9 protein-coding genes and 1 tRNA gene are annotated in these 16,034 nt (G+C 65.5%); 6 read left to right on the top strand and 4 right to left on the bottom strand.

What is annotated here, in order from left to right; translation table 11 throughout:
• Positions 1-125 precede the first annotated feature (125 nt).
• The 5 genes from A0J57_RS12865 to A0J57_RS12845 all read left to right on the top strand — a co-directional run bounded on the left by A0J57_RS12865 (position 126) and on the right by A0J57_RS12845 (position 4,955).
• The gene (locus A0J57_RS12865) at positions 126-1,172 is read left to right on the top strand and encodes a hypothetical protein (protein ID WP_061936444.1); all 1,047 of its coding nucleotides are present in this window, start codon (positions 126-128) and stop codon (positions 1,170-1,172) included.
• Positions 1,169-1,969: a nucleotidyltransferase family protein gene (locus A0J57_RS12860; protein WP_061936441.1), complete on the top strand. Its 801-nt coding sequence runs from the start codon at positions 1,169-1,171 to the stop codon at positions 1,967-1,969. The genes A0J57_RS12865 and A0J57_RS12860 overlap by 4 nt, the downstream gene beginning before the upstream one ends.
• 5 nt (positions 1,970-1,974) lie before the next feature.
• Complete coding sequence (locus A0J57_RS12855) at positions 1,975-3,060, top strand: sugar-transfer associated ATP-grasp domain-containing protein (RefSeq protein ID WP_044661635.1); 1,086 nt, start codon at positions 1,975-1,977, stop codon at positions 3,058-3,060.
• Positions 3,057-4,226 (top strand): glycosyltransferase, encoded by a 1,170-nt coding sequence (locus tag A0J57_RS12850; RefSeq protein WP_061936438.1) that lies wholly within the window; start codon positions 3,057-3,059, stop codon positions 4,224-4,226. The genes A0J57_RS12855 and A0J57_RS12850 overlap by 4 nt, the downstream gene beginning before the upstream one ends.
• 228 nt (positions 4,227-4,454) lie before the next feature.
• Positions 4,455-4,955 (top strand): energy transducer TonB, encoded by a 501-nt coding sequence (locus A0J57_RS12845; RefSeq protein WP_061936436.1) that lies wholly within the window; start codon positions 4,455-4,457, stop codon positions 4,953-4,955.
• A 126-nt stretch (positions 4,956-5,081) separates the two neighbouring features.
• On the opposite strand, the gene A0J57_RS12840 is transcribed toward A0J57_RS12845, so the two are convergent.
• Positions 5,082-6,107, bottom strand: coding sequence for a DUF2279 domain-containing protein (locus A0J57_RS12840; RefSeq protein ID WP_235600867.1), 1,026 nt, complete (start codon positions 6,105-6,107; stop codon positions 5,082-5,084).
• A 574-nt stretch (positions 6,108-6,681) separates the two neighbouring features.
• On the opposite strand from A0J57_RS12840, the gene A0J57_RS12835 reads away from it, so the two are divergent.
• On the top strand, positions 6,682-7,050 hold the full coding sequence (locus A0J57_RS12835) for a thermonuclease family protein (protein WP_044661636.1): 369 nt from the start codon (positions 6,682-6,684) through the stop codon (positions 7,048-7,050).
• Positions 7,051-7,121: 71 nt separating this feature from the next.
• Here the strand turns inward: A0J57_RS12835 and A0J57_RS12830 are convergent.
• The 3 genes from A0J57_RS12830 to rpoB all read right to left on the bottom strand — a co-directional run bounded on the left by A0J57_RS12830 (position 7,122) and on the right by rpoB (position 15,936).
• Positions 7,122-7,195: transfer RNA gene (locus A0J57_RS12830), tRNA-Gln, on the bottom strand.
• Positions 7,196-7,430: 235 nt separating this feature from the next.
• A complete protein-coding gene (gene rpoC / locus A0J57_RS12825) occupies positions 7,431-11,687 on the bottom strand; it encodes a DNA-directed RNA polymerase subunit beta' (protein ID WP_037482269.1) in 4,257 nt (1,418 codons plus the stop codon).
• An 85-nt stretch (positions 11,688-11,772) separates the two neighbouring features.
• On the bottom strand, positions 11,773-15,936 hold the full coding sequence (gene rpoB, locus A0J57_RS12820; protein WP_044661637.1) for a DNA-directed RNA polymerase subunit beta: 4,164 nt from the start codon (positions 15,934-15,936) through the stop codon (positions 11,773-11,775).
• Positions 15,937-16,034 lie beyond the last annotated feature (98 nt).

Genomic DNA, 16,034 nt, shown 5'->3' with positions numbered 1-16,034 from the left:
ACCTGCCGCTTTGGCGGGGTGAAATAAAGCGGTCATGCGCCCGTCATCCTATCGTCTCCTGACCGACGCTCTGCCGTAACTCCAGCGTCAAGGCGCCGTCATGCAGCCGCGTTAGCAGTCGTGGCATGACGACCAGCCCCGACCGCTGCATGCGCATTCCGGCCGCCGACAAGGCGCGGCTGCGCGTCCTTTTCCTTGCCAAACATGCCTGCGCGGGCGGGCGGCCGGACGCAGTGGACGGCAATCACGCCATCTACCATCATGAGATGCGCTCCACGCTGGAGGGCATCGGCCTCCATGTCGCCGCCGCCAGCCGCTATGATGCCCTGTTCGAACGGCCCGATGCCGATTTCGTCGTCACCCTGCTCAATCGCGGCGGCTTCCAGAACAGCGAGATGCTGGCGCCCCTGCTGCTGTCGTGGCGCGACGTCCCCTTTCTGGGCGCCAGCCCGATCGTGCGCGGCGTGTCGGACGACAAATATCTGAGCAAGCTGATCGCGCGCGCCCGCGGCGTGCCGACCATGAAGGCGCAGCTCTTCCGGCGCGGCGGCCTGCCCGGCGGCCCCGCTTTCGCGGCCGAGCGGCTGGTGGTGAAGCCGAACGCATCCTCCGCCTCCTGGGGGCTGGCCATGGTCGACGGCTGGGCCGAGGCGCTGGTCCATGCCGATCATCTGTTCGACCTGGGCCATGACGTGCTGGTGGAGGCCTGGGCTCCGCTGCTGGATGTGGCGGTGCCGGTGGTGGGCGGCAGCGGCAACGCCCCCTGGGTGCTGCCGCCGATGATGTACGTCCCCGCCGACCCGCATCGCGAGCGCAGCTATGAGGAAAAGCGCGGCCTGGTGGATGCGGGCGACGATCCGCTGGTGCTGGTCGAGGATCGCGACCTGCGCGAGCGGCTGGAGGATTTGACCCGCCGTCTGCTGCCCGAATTCTGGCCGTTCGACTATGGCCGGTTCGAGTTCCGCTACGATCCGGCGACCGATGCGCTGCTGTTCATGGAACTGAACCTGTCCTGCAATCTCTGGTCGAAGAAGACCATTTCGCGTTCCGCCCGTTCGCTGGGCGTGGATCATCCCGCGCTGGTCGAGACCATCGTCGCGCACAGCCTGTTGCGGCAGGGGCTGTTGCGGCAGGGGCTGTCGGCCGACGTGCCGGACCGGGCGGCGGCATGACGACGGCATTGATCCTGGCGGGCAGGCGCGACGGCCTGACCGATCCGCTGGCGCTGGAAGCGGGCGTGTCGCACAAATGCCTGGCGCCCGTCGCCGGCAGCCCGATGCTGACCCATGTGGCCGCGGCACTGGCGGCAAGCGGCGGGATCGGGGAGATCCGCGTCGCCATCGAAGATCCCGAAGTGCTGGCGGGCGTACCGCTGCTGCGCCGCCTGCTCGACAGCGGCCGGATGATGCCGGTGGCCGCGCGGCCCAATCTGGTCGACAGCATCCTTGCCGCCGCGCAGGGCGCGCAGTTCCCGCTGTTCATCACCACCGCCGACAATGTGCTGCTGACGCCCGAAGCGGTGGCCGACATGCTGGGCCAATGCGGGACGCCGGGAACCGACGCGGCGGTCGCCTTCGCCCGGCGCGAGTCCGTGCTGGCCGCCCATCCGGAGGGGCAGCGCAAATTCTACCGCTTTGCCGAGGGCAGCTATTCCAACTGCAACAGCTATTGGCTGAAGGACCGCGCAGCCCTGACGGCTGCGGAGACATTCCGGTCGGGGGGTCAGTTCGTCAAGCATCCGATGCGCATCGTCAACGCCTTCGGTTTCCTGAACCTCGTCCGTCTCCGCCTTGGCATCGGCACGCTGGCGGAGACCTTCGCCCGCTTTTCCCGGCGGTTCGGCATGACCATCGCGCCGGTGATCCTGAGCGACGGCGCGGTCGCCATCGACGTCGACAACAGCCGCACCCGCGCCGTCGCGGCGGAACTGCTGAACGCCCGCATGGCGGTGGCGCAGGCGGCGGAGTAGCCGCCTTGTTCACCCTGCGCGCCCTGCCCGCCGGATCGGGCGACAATGAGCTGATGGCCGCCTATCACCGGGGGCTGCGCAGCCATTGGAGCCTGAGCCGATGGGTCCTTGCGCGGCTGTTGGCGGAGGCGGGGCAGGGCGGCTGGAGCCGCGCCGAGCGGGCGATGCTGAGCGAAGCAACGCGCGCCCAGGGCCTGTCGATGCGCGACCGCAAGGGGCTGCACCGGCTGCTCAATCCGGGCGCCTTTCCGCTTGCCGCCAACCCGCTCAAGAACAAGCGCCTGTTCGCCCGGCTGGTGCGGGAGGCGGGCCTGCCCGCGCCGGACAGCCATGATCCGGAGCGGGAGGCGCTGGCGCAATGGCTGGGCCGCCATCATGACATCATCGCCAAGCCCAGCTACACGTCCAGGGGGCGGGGCGTGGAGCGTTTCGTCCGGGACGGGGACCGCTGGCGCGGCGGCCATCGCCGCCTGTCCGAAACGGCGCTGCTCGCCCGGCTGCATCGGCAATGGGCGCGGGGCGGCGTCATCCAGCAGCGGCTGGCCACCCATCCAGCGCTGGAGCCGGTGTCGCCCGGCGCGCTGCCGACCCTGCGGGTCGTGACCGTCCTTGATGAGCGGGGCGCGCCGGAGGCCTGCGCGCTGGCCTTGCGCCTGTCGGCGGGGGAGGGGCGGCCGGTCGACAATTTCAATGCGGGCAATCTGGTGCTGGCGGTGGACGATGCGGGGCGCTGCGGCGCTGCGTGGCGCGGAGGCATGGGACGGGTTCGTCCGGGCCGGCACCCCGCCACCGGTGCGATGCTGGAAGGCATGATGCTTCCCGACCGGGATGCGGCGGAGGCCCTGGCGCTGGCCGCGCACCGGCGCTTTCGCGAGGGCTTCGCGGTCATCGGCTGGGACATCGGCCTGACCGCGCAGGGACCGGCGCTGATCGAGGGGAACTGGAACCCCGGCACGGACATTGTGCAACTTGTCAGCGGGCGAGGCGTCGGGACCGGACGCATGGGCGCATTATACCGCCATCATCTCGACCGTTTGCCCGATCAACGCTGGCGCACGGCCCGCGCCATCGAAACGGAGGCGCGGCGGTGATCGTCCTCTACGTCCACGCCCTGGCGGCGACCGGCGTGGTGCGCAATGCGCGGCTGTTGGCGGCCGCCCTGGCGGAGCGCGGCCATCAGGTGGAACTGGTGACGGCCGCGCCCGGTGGAGAGGGCGTTCCGGGCGTGCGCCACCATGCGCTGCTCCAGCGAAGCCATGCCTCCCGCCTGATCGAAAAGCTGATCGCGATCCACGCGCTGCGCCGCCATTTGCGGCGGCGCGCGCCGGGCCTGCTGATCTCCGCCGGCAATCACGGTCATTTCGTCGCCTGGGCGGCCAGCAGGGGGCTTGGCGGCCTGCGCCGCGTCTATCGCATCAGCAACGACATGGTGCGTGCCGTTCCGGGCGCCCCGCATGGCGGATCGGCGGGGTGGGAGCGGCGGATCATGACCCGCCTGATCGCCGCCGACGCCGACCGGATCGTGCTGGTGTCGCCGACGCTGGCCGCCGCGCCGGCCTTTGCGGCGGCGGCGCGCGAGGGGCGGGTCGCGGTCATTCCCAACGGCATCGACGCCGCCACGGCGCGCGCAAGGGCGGAAGGTCCGGCGCCCCATGGCTGGATGACCGAGGATGCGCCGGTCATCCTCGCCATCGGCCGGCTGGCGAAGCAGAAGAATTTCGAGACGCTGCTGCGCGCCTTCGCCACCTTGCGGCAAAGGCGGCGGGCGCGGCTCATCATCCTGGGCGAGAGCCGGGACCGGATGCGCGACCGGCTGATGGAGCAGGCGCGCGGGCTGGGCATGGCGGACGATCTGGCGCTGCCCGGCGTGGTGGCGAACGTCTTTCCCTGGCTGGCGCATGCCGACACCTTCGTCCTGCCGAGCTGGTGGGAAGGATCGCCCAATGTGCTGCTGGAGGCGATGGCCGTGGGCGTTCCCGTGGTCGCCTCCCGCACGGCGGGAAATGCGGCCGATCTGCTGGATGGCGGGCGGTTCGGGCGGCTGGTCGACCCGGCGGATGCGACGGCCATGGCGGATGCGCTGCTGGGCCAGATCGAACCCGCCAGCGCCATCCTGCCGGGCAACAGGATAGAGGCGTTCAGCCTGGAGAGGGCGATGGCGGGCTGGACGGATATGGTGGAGCGGCTCGGGGTGACGGGACATCCGGGGAAAGGCCGAGTCGCCGCCGCGAGCTTGGGTCCCGTTCACCAAAACTGATCAACGACAACGGGTTGGCCGCATCCCCGCCGCGCGCCCGGCAGCCATGCGGCCACGCCGGAGCAAAGGCACAATCGTGAAATATTATGCATGTCGATGAGATTGCTGGTTTATATTCATTACCAGCATGATCGATTTTGTAATATATAGCTTCGCGCTGCTTTCGGCCGGTCAGACACAGCCGCAGCCGCAATCCACGACATCATTATCCTGGCAGAGGAGGCCCTTATGCGTGCCAGATATGTGGTGCTTTGCTCGTCCCTGCTGCTGTCGACAGGGGTTAGCGCCAGACAGCCCGGTGACCAGCTGACCGTCATTGCCTCTCCCGAAAAGGAGATGACCCTTGAAAAATGGCAGAGCCGGACCGCGACCCGGCTGACCGGCAGCATCCGCCGCGCCGCCGATCAGAATTTCGACCGGGATGCGACCGGCTATACCCGCGTCGAATTCCGCCTGGACGGGGAGGGGCGGCCGCAAGCCGTCTCGCTGGCCCAGCCTTCATCGTCGCCCGCCGTCGACAGCATATCGCTGCGGGCGGTGAAGCGGATGGGGCGGCTGACGCCCCTGCCGCCGCAGATCGCCGCCTCGTCCCGGTTCGAAGCGTGGATCGTCGTCGCCAGCGACGCGCTGGAACGCGACGCCATGTTGCGCCGGCTGCGCACCGACCACCGCGCCCGGACGATGGCGCAGGCCGACGGCGACAGGCCGGTCCTGATTGCGTCGCGCTGAGCGCCGTCCTTCCCCCCGGATGGCGTTGCGCGATGCGGAGTCTGGAGGAGCGGCCGGGCGGTTCGATGCGGCGCGGGTCAGCCTGCGCGCATCCGCCCCGTTCGCTCTTCCAGCTTCCCTTGCCCGTCAATGGAAATAGGCGGCGGTATAGGGAAGCTGGAAATAGTTGAGCCCGCTGCCGATCGCCCGGCCCAGGCGCGAGCGGCTGTCGCGGAAGAACAGCTGCTTGATGTTGAGGCCGACGCCGAAGAAGATGTCGCGCTCCGGCTCTCTTCCGGCGGAGCGGTCGGCATTGGTGAAATTCCTGCCGCGATAGCCGACCTGCAGTTCGACGAAGCGCAGCGGGCTGTCGCGCAATCCCCTGAAACCGGAAAGTTCGAGCGCCAGAAGGAAGCGCTGCTGCTCATAATGACGCTTTCCCTTGAAGCTGTAGACCTCTGAATTGGGCATCATCAGCAGGCGGAAATCCAGCTTCTCCTCCAGCCCCGGCACGGTGTGGCGGAGCACCGAGAAGGCCGCGCCGCCGCTGTTGAAGACCACGTCCTGTATCGAAAAGCCGCTGTCCTTCTTATGCGCGTCCCACAGCTCGCCATAGAGCATGAGGCCCATGGAAAGCAGCGCCGCGGGCGCCGCCGCCCGCGCCCGGTCATGAGTCCTGCGGGCGATCCGCGCGCCCAGAAATTCAGCGAAGAGATAGGCGTTGAAGGCGTGGGTCAGCTTGTCGATGCCCAGATTATGGGTGTTCTTGCCGAACCAGCCCTCATCCTTGAAATGGAAATGGGTCGTGCCGTCGGTCCAATAGGCCTGCGTCGCGGTGATATAGGCGAACAGGCCGATAGTCTCCCATCTGGCGGCGCCGATGCGGCTGCCCAGCGAATGGTAACGCCCTTCCATGACGGGATCGGGAGGAGGCGGGATGCGCGGATCGGCCGGCCCCTGGACCCTGTTGCCGGTCTCGGGCGGTTCCGGCGTCATGGCGCGGAGGTCGAAGGGTGTTTCCAGCAGGGCCGTTTGGACCGCTTCATCCGGGCGGACGTCTTGCGCATCCGCCGGCGTCAGGGCGATGCAGAGAGCCCAGGGGAGCGGCAGGAATGTCCATGCAGGGCGCATCCTCTCCTCCCCGACAGACTGCGCCCATTGCAGGCTTTGCATGGGCGCTTGATCTCATCGCGAGAATTTAATCTGGACCGGCCATCGGGGACAATTTGCGAAAATGGGTAATGCTTGCCCATTATTGCTTATTGCGTTGGCAACTGCGTCCAATAGCCGACGATCTATATCCTGTATCGCGCCCTGCCCCGACGCGCCGGTGGAAATCCCCAGCGGCGGCGATGCGCCATGACATTTGCATGCCCGGGCCGCCCTATATGTCGGAAGTCATATGGCATCGGATCGGATATTTTACCATTCTGTATCAAAGCGATACATGTTGGCGGGGAAAGGCAAAATAGGTTGGAGGATCAATTATGAATGCGTAAATATACGCAATGGGGACAGGTCTCCGGTGGAGGATGGAGGCAGTCGGTGAGGGGCCCGTAGAGGTCGCTCCCGTGCCGGCGCCAGCTTTCCCAAGGTCGTGGACGGCGGGAGTCTGGCACCATTTCCGCCGCAGGTTCCCGCAACGGCTCCGGGCGATGGGGCCACTGTCCCGCGCGGGGCAAGGACGATGGGGAGAGGACATGATTGTTAGCCTGGGCGTTTCCCTTCCCGGTCCGAGGTTGAGGGAATGATCGGCGCCCTGTTCCTGGCATCCGCCCTGACGGTGGTCGATGGCGGCATGCTGCGCGTGAATGGCGAGCCGATCCGGCTGATCGGCATCGAAGCCCCCGACATTGTCGGCCGTTGCCGCAAGGGCAAGGCCTGCCCGGAGGACAGTTCGCGCCGGAGCAAGGAAAGCCTGAAGCACGCTTTGCGCGATCCCATCACCATCGTCCCCGTGGCGCGCGACGCCTATGGGCGCACCGTGGCCATCGTCTATGCCGGTGGGCTCAACATGTCGTGCGAACAGCTTCGCAAGGGCATGGCTGTCTATAGGCCGGCATGGGACATGGGGCGCCGGCTGGCCAGGGAATGCCGTTTCCTGACAAGGCGGTGATCGGGCGCGGCATTTTTGGAGCCCAAAGCGCCCCAGGCCTTGCCGTGCGTCCCGTGATTTTTAGGAAAGTGTGGATGCCCGACAAGGATTCGAACCTTGATTGACGGAGTCAGAGTCCGCTCTCTTACCATTAGAGGATCGGGCATCAGGATGAGCCAGCGGCTCACCGGAGAGGCGCAAATAGGCGGCGATTCCGGATTGGTCAAGAGTTTTGCGACAGGCCTGCCGGACAATTTCATGCCCTGCCCGGCGCAACCATAAAAGAAAACCCGCCGGACAGGCTGTCGCTTCCGGCGGGCTCTTCATCGATCCCCGATGGGGTACGAAGGGCTGGGAGCCGCTCCCCGAGATAGGAAGCGGACCCCATTATTTCAAAGCGCTTATTCCATGTCCTCGGTGGTGAAATCCTCACCCTGGACGACGGCCAGCGGATCGTCGCCAATGGCGGCTTCCGGACCCTGACGCAGTTCGGCGGCATGCTCTTCGGCAGCCGTCTTGGGCGCGATCAGGTCGACCTGGCTGGAGGCCCGCAGCGCCGCCCGCATCGCCGCGTCACGCGACGAGGCGGCGACGCGCATGCGGTTCATGCCGGCGCCGGTGCCCGCCGGGATCAGGCGGCCGACGATGACATTCTCCTTGAGCCCGACCAGCGTGTCCTTCTTGCCCTGGACCGCCGCTTCCGTGAGGACGCGGGTGGTTTCCTGGAAGGAGGCCGCCGAGATGAAGCTGCGCGTCTGGAGCGACGCCTTGGTGATGCCGAGCAGCACCGGCTTGCCCTCTGCCGGCTGGAAGCCGGGCTGGAGCTTGGCGTTGATCTCCTCCATCTCCTCGCGGTCGACCTGCTCGCCCACCAGCAGCGTGGTGTCGCCGGACACGGTGATCTCGACCTTCTGCAGCATCTGACGAACGATCGTTTCGATGTGCTTGTCGTTGATCTTCACGCCCTGCAGTCGATAGACTTCCTGGATTTCGGCAACCAGATATTCGGCCAGCGGCTCGATGCCCAGCACTTCCAATATGTCGTGCGGGTCGGGCGAACCACCGATCAGGTTGTCGCCGCGCTTCACATAGTCGCCTTCCTGAACGTCGATCACCTTGCTCTTGGGGATCAGATATTCGACCGGCTCGCCGCCATCCTCCGGATTGATGGCGATCTTGCGCTTCGCCTTGTAATCCTTGAGGAACTGGACGCGGCCCGACACCTTGGCAATGATGGCATTGTCCTTGGGCTTGCGGGCTTCGAACAGTTCGGCGACGCGCGGCAGACCGCCGGTGATGTCGCGGGTCTTGGCCGCTTCGCGGCTGACACGCGCCAGCACGTCACCGGCCTGCACCTGCGCACCATCGTCCACCGACAGGGTCGCACCCACCGCCAGCATGTAGCGTGCGGCTTCGCCCGACTGGTCGTCGAGCAGGGTGAGGCGCGGACGAAGGTCTTCCTTGGTGCGGGCGGACCCACGATGCTCGGTCACGACGCGCTGCGCGATGCCGGTCGCTTCGTCGGTCTGTTCGGTCAGCGTCTTGCCGTCGATCAGGTCCTGATACTTCACGATGCCCGGCTTTTCGGTAATCACCGGCATGGTGAAGGGATCCCACTCAGCGAAGCGATCGCCCTTCTTCACGGTGTCGCCATCCGCGAACAGGATGGTGGCGCCGTAAGGCAGGCGGTGCGTTTCGCGCTCGCGGCCCTCGCTGTCGATGATCGCGATCTCGCCATTGCGGGCGAGCGAAAGGCGGCGGCCATTCTTGTCGGTGATGGTCGGCATGTCGCGCAGCTCGATCGTGCCGTCCGACATGGCTTCCAGGTTCGACGTTTCGTTGAAGTTCGCCGCGCCGCCGATGTGGAAGGTCCGCATGGTGAGCTGCGTGCCCGGTTCACCGATGGACTGCGCCGCGATGACGCCGACCGCTTCACCGATATTGACCGGCGTACCACGGGCAAGGTCACGGCCGTAGCACTTGCCGCAGACGCCCATCTTGCTTTCGCAGATCAGCGGGCTGCGGATCTTCACGGCCTGCGTGCCGATGGCCTCGATCTGCGCGACCAGCGCTTCGTCGAGCAGCGTGCCGATCGGCACGATGACCGAACCGTCCTTGCTGTCGACGATGTCCTGCGCCGTGGTGCGGCCCAGAATTCGTTCGCCGAGCGAAGCGATGACCGAGCCGCCCTGCACGATGGCCTTCATCTCCAGCGCCTTGTCGGTGCCGCAATCCTCCTCGACGACGGTGCAGTCCTGGCTGACGTCGACCAGACGGCGGGTCAGGTAACCCGAGTTCGCCGTCTTGAGCGCGGTGTCGGCCAGACCCTTGCGGGCGCCGTGGGTGGAGTTGAAATATTCAAGGACGGTGAGGCCTTCCTTGAAGTTCGAGATGATCGGCGTTTCGATGATCTCACCCGACGGCTTGGCCATCAGGCCGCGCATGCCGGCGAGCTGCTTCATCTGCGCCTGCGAACCACGGGCACCGGAATGCGCCATCATGTAGATGGAGTTGATCGGCGCCATGCGGCCCGTATTCGGGTCCTTGGGCTGGGCGCGGATTTCGTCCATCATGGCGTTCGCGACCTGGTCGCCGCAACGGCTCCAGGCGTCGATCACCTTGTTGTACTTTTCCTGCTGGGTGATCAGGCCGTCCTGATATTGCTGCTCATAGTCGGCCACCAGCGCCTTGGTTTCGTCGACCATTGCGGTCTTCGAATCCGGGATCACCATGTCGTCCTTGCCGAAGCTGATGCCCGCCTGGAACGCGTGGCGGAAGCCCAGCGCCATGATGGCGTCGGCGAACAGCACCGTGTCCTTCTGGCCGGTGTGGCGATAGACCTGGTCGATGACGTCCCCGATTTCCTTCTTGGTGAGAAGGCGGTTGACGACGTCGAAGGGCACCTTGTGCGACTTGGGCAGGCATTCGCCCAGCAGCATGCGGCCCGGCGTGGTCTCGAACCGCTTCATATACTGATTGCCGGCTTCGTCGGTCTGCGGCACGCGGCTGATGATCTTCGAGTGCAGGGTGACGGCCTTGGCATAGAGGGCCTGATGGACCTCCTGCATGTCGGCCAGCAGCATGCCTTCGCCCGGCTCGCCTTCGCGTTCCATCGACAGATAATAGATGCCCAGCACCATGTCCTGCGAGGGGACGATGATCGGCTTGCCGTTCGCGGGGCTGAGGATGTTGTTGGTCGACATCATCAGCACGCGGGCTTCAAGCTGGGCTTCCAGCGACAGCGGCACGTGAACGGCCATCTGGTCGCCGTCGAAGTCGGCGTTGAAGGCCGAGCAGACCAGCGGGTGAAGCTGGATCGCCTTGCCCTCGATCAGCACGGGTTCGAACGCCTGAATGCCGAGGCGGTGGAGCGTCGGCGCGCGGTTCAGCATGACCGGGTGCTCGCGAATGACTTCGTCGAGGATGTCCCAGACTTCCTTGCGCTCCTTCTCGACCCACTTCTTGGCCTGCTTCAGGGTCATGGAGAGACCCTTGGCGTCGAGGCGTGCGTAGATGAAGGGCTTGAACAGTTCGAGCGCCATCTTCTTGGGCAGGCCGCACTGGTGCAGCTTGAGTTCCGGGCCGGTCACGATGACCGAGCGGCCCGAATAGTCGACGCGCTTGCCGAGCAGGTTCTGACGGAAGCGGCCCTGCTTGCCCTTCAGCATGTCGGACAGCGACTTCAGCGGACGCTTGTTCGCGCCGGTGATGACGCGGCCGCGGCGGCCATTGTCGAACAGGGCGTCGACGGCCTCCTGCAGCATGCGCTTTTCGTTGCGGACGATGATGTCCGGCGCGCGCAGTTCCATCAGCCGCTTCAGGCGGTTGTTGCGGTTGATGACGCGGCGATAGAGGTCGTTCAGGTCCGAGGTCGCGAAGCGGCCGCCGTCCAGGGGAACAAGCGGGCGCAGTTCCGGCGGGATGACCGGCACGACGTCCAGGATCATCCACTCCGGCCGGTTGCCCGATTCCAGGAAGGACTCGACGACCTTCAGCCGCTTGATGATCTTCTTGGGCTTCAGTTCCGACTTGGTGACGGCCAGTTCGTCCAGCAGCGCCTGCTTCTCGCCCTCAAGGTCGAGGTCCATCAGCATCTGCTTGACCGCTTCCGCGCCGATGCCGGCGGAGAAGGCGTCTTCGCCATATTCGTCCTGCGCGTCGAGCAGTTCGTCCTCGGTCAGAAGCTGATACTTCTCCAGCGGGGTCAGGCCCGGCTCGGTGACGATGTAGCTTTCGAAATACAGGACGCGCTCAAGCTGCTTGAGCTGCATGTCGAGCAGCAGGCCGATGCGCGAGGGCAGCGACTTCAGGAACCAGATGTGCGCGACGGGCGCGGCCAGTTCGATATGGCCCATCCGTTCGCGGCGGACCTTCGACACCGTGACTTCGACACCGCATTTTTCGCAGACGATGCCCTTGTACTTCATGCGCTTGTACTTGCCGCACAGGCATTCATAGTCCTTGATCGGACCGAAGATGCGGGCGCAGAACAGGCCGTCACGTTCCGGCTTGAACGTGCGGTAGTTGATGGTTTCCGGCTTCTTGATCTCGCCGAAGGACCAGCTGCGGATGCGCTCCGGAGAGGCAAGGCCGATCTGGATCTGGTCGAAGGTTTCCGGCTTCTGGATCGGATTGGCGAAGTTCGTCAGTTCGTTCATTTTTCAGTCCCTCTAGAGGGTAAATTGTTCGGGGCGGGGCCGGGAGGGAGCGCCGTCTTCGGGAGACAGCGCTCCGGAGTTCCCTTTATTCCGCCGCCTGCGCGAAGCCGTCATCGTCCTCGATCTCGTCCATCGACGCGAGTTCGACATTGAGGCCCAGCGAGCGCATTTCCTTGACCAGCACGTTGAAGCTTTCGGGAATGCCGGCCTCGAACGTGTCGTCGCCCTTGACGATCGCCTCATAGACCTTGGTGCGGCCGACCACGTCGTCCGACTTCACTGTCAGCATTTCCTGCAGCGTGTAGGCGGCGCCATAGGCCTGGAGCGCCCACACCTCCATCTCACCGAAGCGCTGGCCGCCGAACTGCGCCTTACCGCCCAGCGGCTGCTGGGTGACGAGGCTGTAGGGGCCGATGGAGCGTGCGTGGATCTTGTCGTCGACCAGGTGGTGCAGCTTCAGCATGTAGATGATGCCGACAGTCACCTTGCGGTCGAACTTGTCGCCCGTGCGGCCGTCGAACAGGTCCGACTGGCCCGACGAGTGCAGGCCCGCCAGTTCCAGCATCGCCGACACGTCCGCTTCGCGGGCGCCGTCGAACACCGGGGTCGCCATCGGCACGCCGCGTGCGAGATGTTCGGCCAGGTCCACGATCTGATCGGCCGTGCGGCCTTCGATCTGGTCGGCATATTGCGGCCCATAGGTTTCGAGCAGGCGGGTCTTCACCGCATCCGGCATCTCACCGCCCTGCGCGTTCGGATTGGCTTCGCGCCATTCCTCCAGCGCATGCTTGAGCTGCTGGCCCAGGCCGCGCGCGGCCCAGCCGAGGTGCGTTTCGAAGATCTGCCCGACGTTCATGCGCGACGGCACGCCCAGCGGGTTCAGCACGATGTCGACATGGGTGCCGTCCTCCAGGAACGGCATGTCCTCGATCGGCAGGATGCGCGAGATGACGCCCTTGTTGCCGTGACGGCCGGCCATCTTGTCGCCCGGCTGCAGCTTGCGCTTCACCGCGACGAAGACCTTCACCATCTTGAGCACGCCCGGGGGCAGTTCGTCGCCGCGCTGCAGCTTGTCGACGCGGTCCTCGAACTTCTCGACGATCAGCTTCACCGCTTCGTCATATTGCGCCTTGACGGCTTCGATGCCGGCCTGGCGGGCGTCGTCCGCAACCGCGAACTTCCACCATTCATGACGCTCGACCTCAGCCAGCAGGGCTTCGTCGATCTCCACGCCCTTGCGCACGCCCTTGGGAGCGGCCGTGGCGGTCTGGCCCAGCAGCATTTCCTGGAGGCGGTTGAAGGTCGCGCGGTTCAGGATGGCGCGTTCGTCCTCCCGGTCCTTGGCGAGGCGGTCGATTTCCTCCCGCTCGATCGCCATGGCGCGCTCGTCCTTGTCGATGCCGTGGCGGTTGAAGACGCGGACTTCCACGACCGTGCCGGCCACGCCCGGCGGCAGACGCAGCGAGGTGTCGCGCACGTCGCTCGCCTTTTCACCGAAGATGGCGCGAAGCAGCTTTTCTTCCGGGGTCATCGGCGATTCGCCCTTGGGGGTGATCTTGCCGACCAATATGTCGCCCGGCTCCACTTCGGCGCCGATATAGACGATGCCCGCCTCGTCGAGGTTGCGCAGCGCTTCCTCGCCGACGTTCGGAATGTCGCGGGTGATGTCTTCCGGACCCAGCTTGGTGTCGCGGGCCATGACCTCGAACTCCTCGATATGGATCGAGGTGAAGACGTCATCCTTCACGATCCGCTCGGAGATCAGGATGGAGTCCTCGTAGTTGTAGCCGTTCCAGGGCATGAACGCGACCAGCGTGTTGCGGCCCAGCGCCAGCTCGCCGAACTCGGTCGACGGGCCGTCCGCGATGACGTCGCCGGCTTCGATCAGGTCGCCCACCTTCACCAGCGGGCGCTGGTTGATGCAGGTGTCCTGGTTGGAGCGCTGGAACTTCTGCAGCGTGTAGATGTCGACGCCCGACTGGCCGGGTTCGATGTCGCCGGTGGCGCGGATCACGATGCGGGTCGCGTCCACCTGGTCGATGATGCCCGCGCGCCGCGCCGCGATGGCGGCGCCCGAGTCACGCGCAACCGTGCCTTCCATGCCGGTGCCGACGAACGGCGCCTCGGCACGGACCAGCGGCACGGCCTGACGCTGCATGTTCGATCCCATGAGCGCGCGGTTGGCGTCGTCATTTTCCAGGAACGGGATGAGCGAGGCCGCGACCGACACCAGCTGCTTGGGGCTGACGTCCATCAGGGTGATGTGGTCCTTGGGCGCCATCAGGAATTCGCCCGCCTCCCGCGCCGAGATCAGGTCTTCGGCCAGCGTGCCCTCTTCGGTCAGCTCGGCGTTGGCCTGCGCGATCGTGTGCTTGGCTTCTTCCATCGCCGACAGGTAGACGACCTCGTTCGTCACCTTGCCGTCGATCACCTTGCGGTAGGGCGTTTCGATGAAGCCGTACTTGTTCACGCGGCTGAAGGTCGCGAGGCTGTTGATCAGGCCGATGTTCGGGCCTTCCGGCGTTTCGATCGGGCAGATGCGGCCATAATGGGTCGGGTGAACGTCGCGGACTTCGAAGCCGGCGCGCTCGCGGGTCAGGCCGCCCGGCCCAAGCGCAGAGACGCGGCGCTTGTGGGTGACTTCCGACAGCGGGTTGGTCTGGTCCATGAACTGCGAAAGCTGCGAGGAGCCGAAGAACTCACGCACGGCGGCCACGGCGGGCTTGGCGTTGATGAGGTCGTTCGGCATCACGGTCGACACGTCGACGCTCGACATGCGTTCCTTGACGGCGCGCTCCATGCGCAGCAGGCCGACGCGATACTGGTTTTCCAGCAGTTCGCCCACCGAGCGGACGCGGCGGTTGCCGAGATTGTCGATGTCGTCGATCTCGCCCTTGCCGTCCTTCAGGTTCACCAGTTCCTTGACGACCGCAAGGATGTCCTCGGTCCGCAGGGTGGTGACGGTATCCTCGGCGTCGAGGTCGAGGCGCATGTTGAGCTTGACGCGGCCCACGGCCGACAGGTCGTAGCGTTCCGGATCGAAGAAGAGGCCGGCGAAGAGGGCTTCGGCGGTTTCCTTCGTCGGCGGTTCGCCGGGGCGCATCACGCGATAGATGTCGGCCAGCGCCTGGTCCCGCTCCTCGGCCTTGTCGGCCTTCAGCGTGTTGCGGATCCACGGGCCGGTGGTGACATGGTCGATGTCGAGCAGTTCGAGGCGGTCGATGCCCGCCTTGTCCAGCTTCTCCAGATTTTCCGGCGACACTTCGTCCCCGGCCTCGATGTAGATTTCGCCGGTGCTCTCGTTGATGAGGTCATAGGCGCTGTAGCGGCCATAGACTTCTTCGGTCGGGATCAGCAGGGTTTCAAGGCCGTCCTTCTCCGCCTTGTTGGCGGCGCGGGGCGAAATCTTGTGACCGGCGGCGAACACCACCTCGCCCGACTTGGCGTCGACGATGTCGAAGGCGGGCTTCTGGCCGCGCCAGGCTTCGGCGGTGTAGGGAATCTGCCAGCCGCCTTCGCCGCGCAGGAAGGTCACCTTGTTGTAGAAATAGCCCAGAATGTCCTCGGCATTGAGGCCGAGCGCATAGAGCAACGCCGTGACCGGCAGCTTGCGCTTGCGGTCGATGCGGACGTTGACGATGTCCTTGGCGTCGAATTCGAAGTCGAGCCACGAACCGCGATAGGGGATCACGCGGGCGGCGAACAGATATTTGCCCGAAGAGTGGGTCTTGCCCCGGTCATGGTCGAACAGGACGCCCGGCGAGCGGTGCATCTGCGACACGATGACGCGCTCCGTGCCGTTGACGATGAAGGTGCCGTTCTGGGTCATGAGCGGCATGTCGCCCATGTACACGTCCTGCTCCTTGATATCCAGGACGGAGCGGGTTTCGGTGTCGGCATCCACCTCGAACACGATCAGGCGCAGCGTGACGCGCATCGGCGCCGCATAGGTGATGCCGCGCTGACGGCATTCCTCGACGTCATATTTCGGGTCTTCCAGCTCGTAATGGACGAAGTCCATTTCGGCGGTGCCGGCGAAATCGCGGATCGGGAAGACCGAGCGCAGGGTCTTTTCCAGGCCGGAGACATAGCCGATCGACGGATCGGAACGGAGGAACTGCTCATAGCTCTCCCGCTGGACTTCGATCAGGTTCGGCATCTGCACCACTTCGTGGATGTCGCCGAATACCTTTCTGATGCGCTTCTTCGCGCCGGTATTGCTGATCGTGGGGAGAGCTTTGGTCGCCATTGCGTATCCTGCCTGGTTGTTCGTCGCATTTTTTCGCATCGCAGCGAAAATTCAGCCTGGCCTGTCGGTTTCAGGGGTGATTCGCCCCTCCACCGCCA

Origin of the sequence: Sphingobium sp. 22B, from assembly GCF_001580035.1 — a bacterium.
Lineage (GTDB): Bacteria > Pseudomonadota > Alphaproteobacteria > Sphingomonadales > Sphingomonadaceae > Sphingobium > Sphingobium fuliginis.
Note: the sequence above shows the minus strand (reverse complement) of the source record. Positions and strands in the feature narration are given on the sequence as shown.

Bases quoted from the DNA above. Each gene is read 5' to 3' on its own strand.
- A0J57_RS12865 (WP_061936444.1), top strand. From the start codon at position 126: ATGACGACCAGCCCCGACCGCTGCATGCGCATTCCGGCCGCCGACAAG.
- A0J57_RS12860 (WP_061936441.1), top strand. From the start codon at position 1,169: ATGACGACGGCATTGATCCTGGCGGGCAGGCGCGACGGCCTGACCGAT.
- A0J57_RS12845 (WP_061936436.1), top strand. From the start codon at position 4,455: ATGCGTGCCAGATATGTGGTGCTTTGCTCGTCCCTGCTGCTGTCGACA.
- A0J57_RS12840 (WP_235600867.1), bottom strand. From the start codon at position 6,107: ATGCAAAGCCTGCAATGGGCGCAGTCTGTCGGGGAGGAGAGGATGCGC.
- A0J57_RS12835 (WP_044661636.1), top strand. From the start codon at position 6,682: ATGATCGGCGCCCTGTTCCTGGCATCCGCCCTGACGGTGGTCGATGGC.
- rpoC (WP_037482269.1), bottom strand. From the start codon at position 11,687: ATGAACGAACTGACGAACTTCGCCAATCCGATCCAGAAGCCGGAAACC.
- rpoB (WP_044661637.1), bottom strand. From the start codon at position 15,936: ATGGCGACCAAAGCTCTCCCCACGATCAGCAATACCGGCGCGAAGAAG.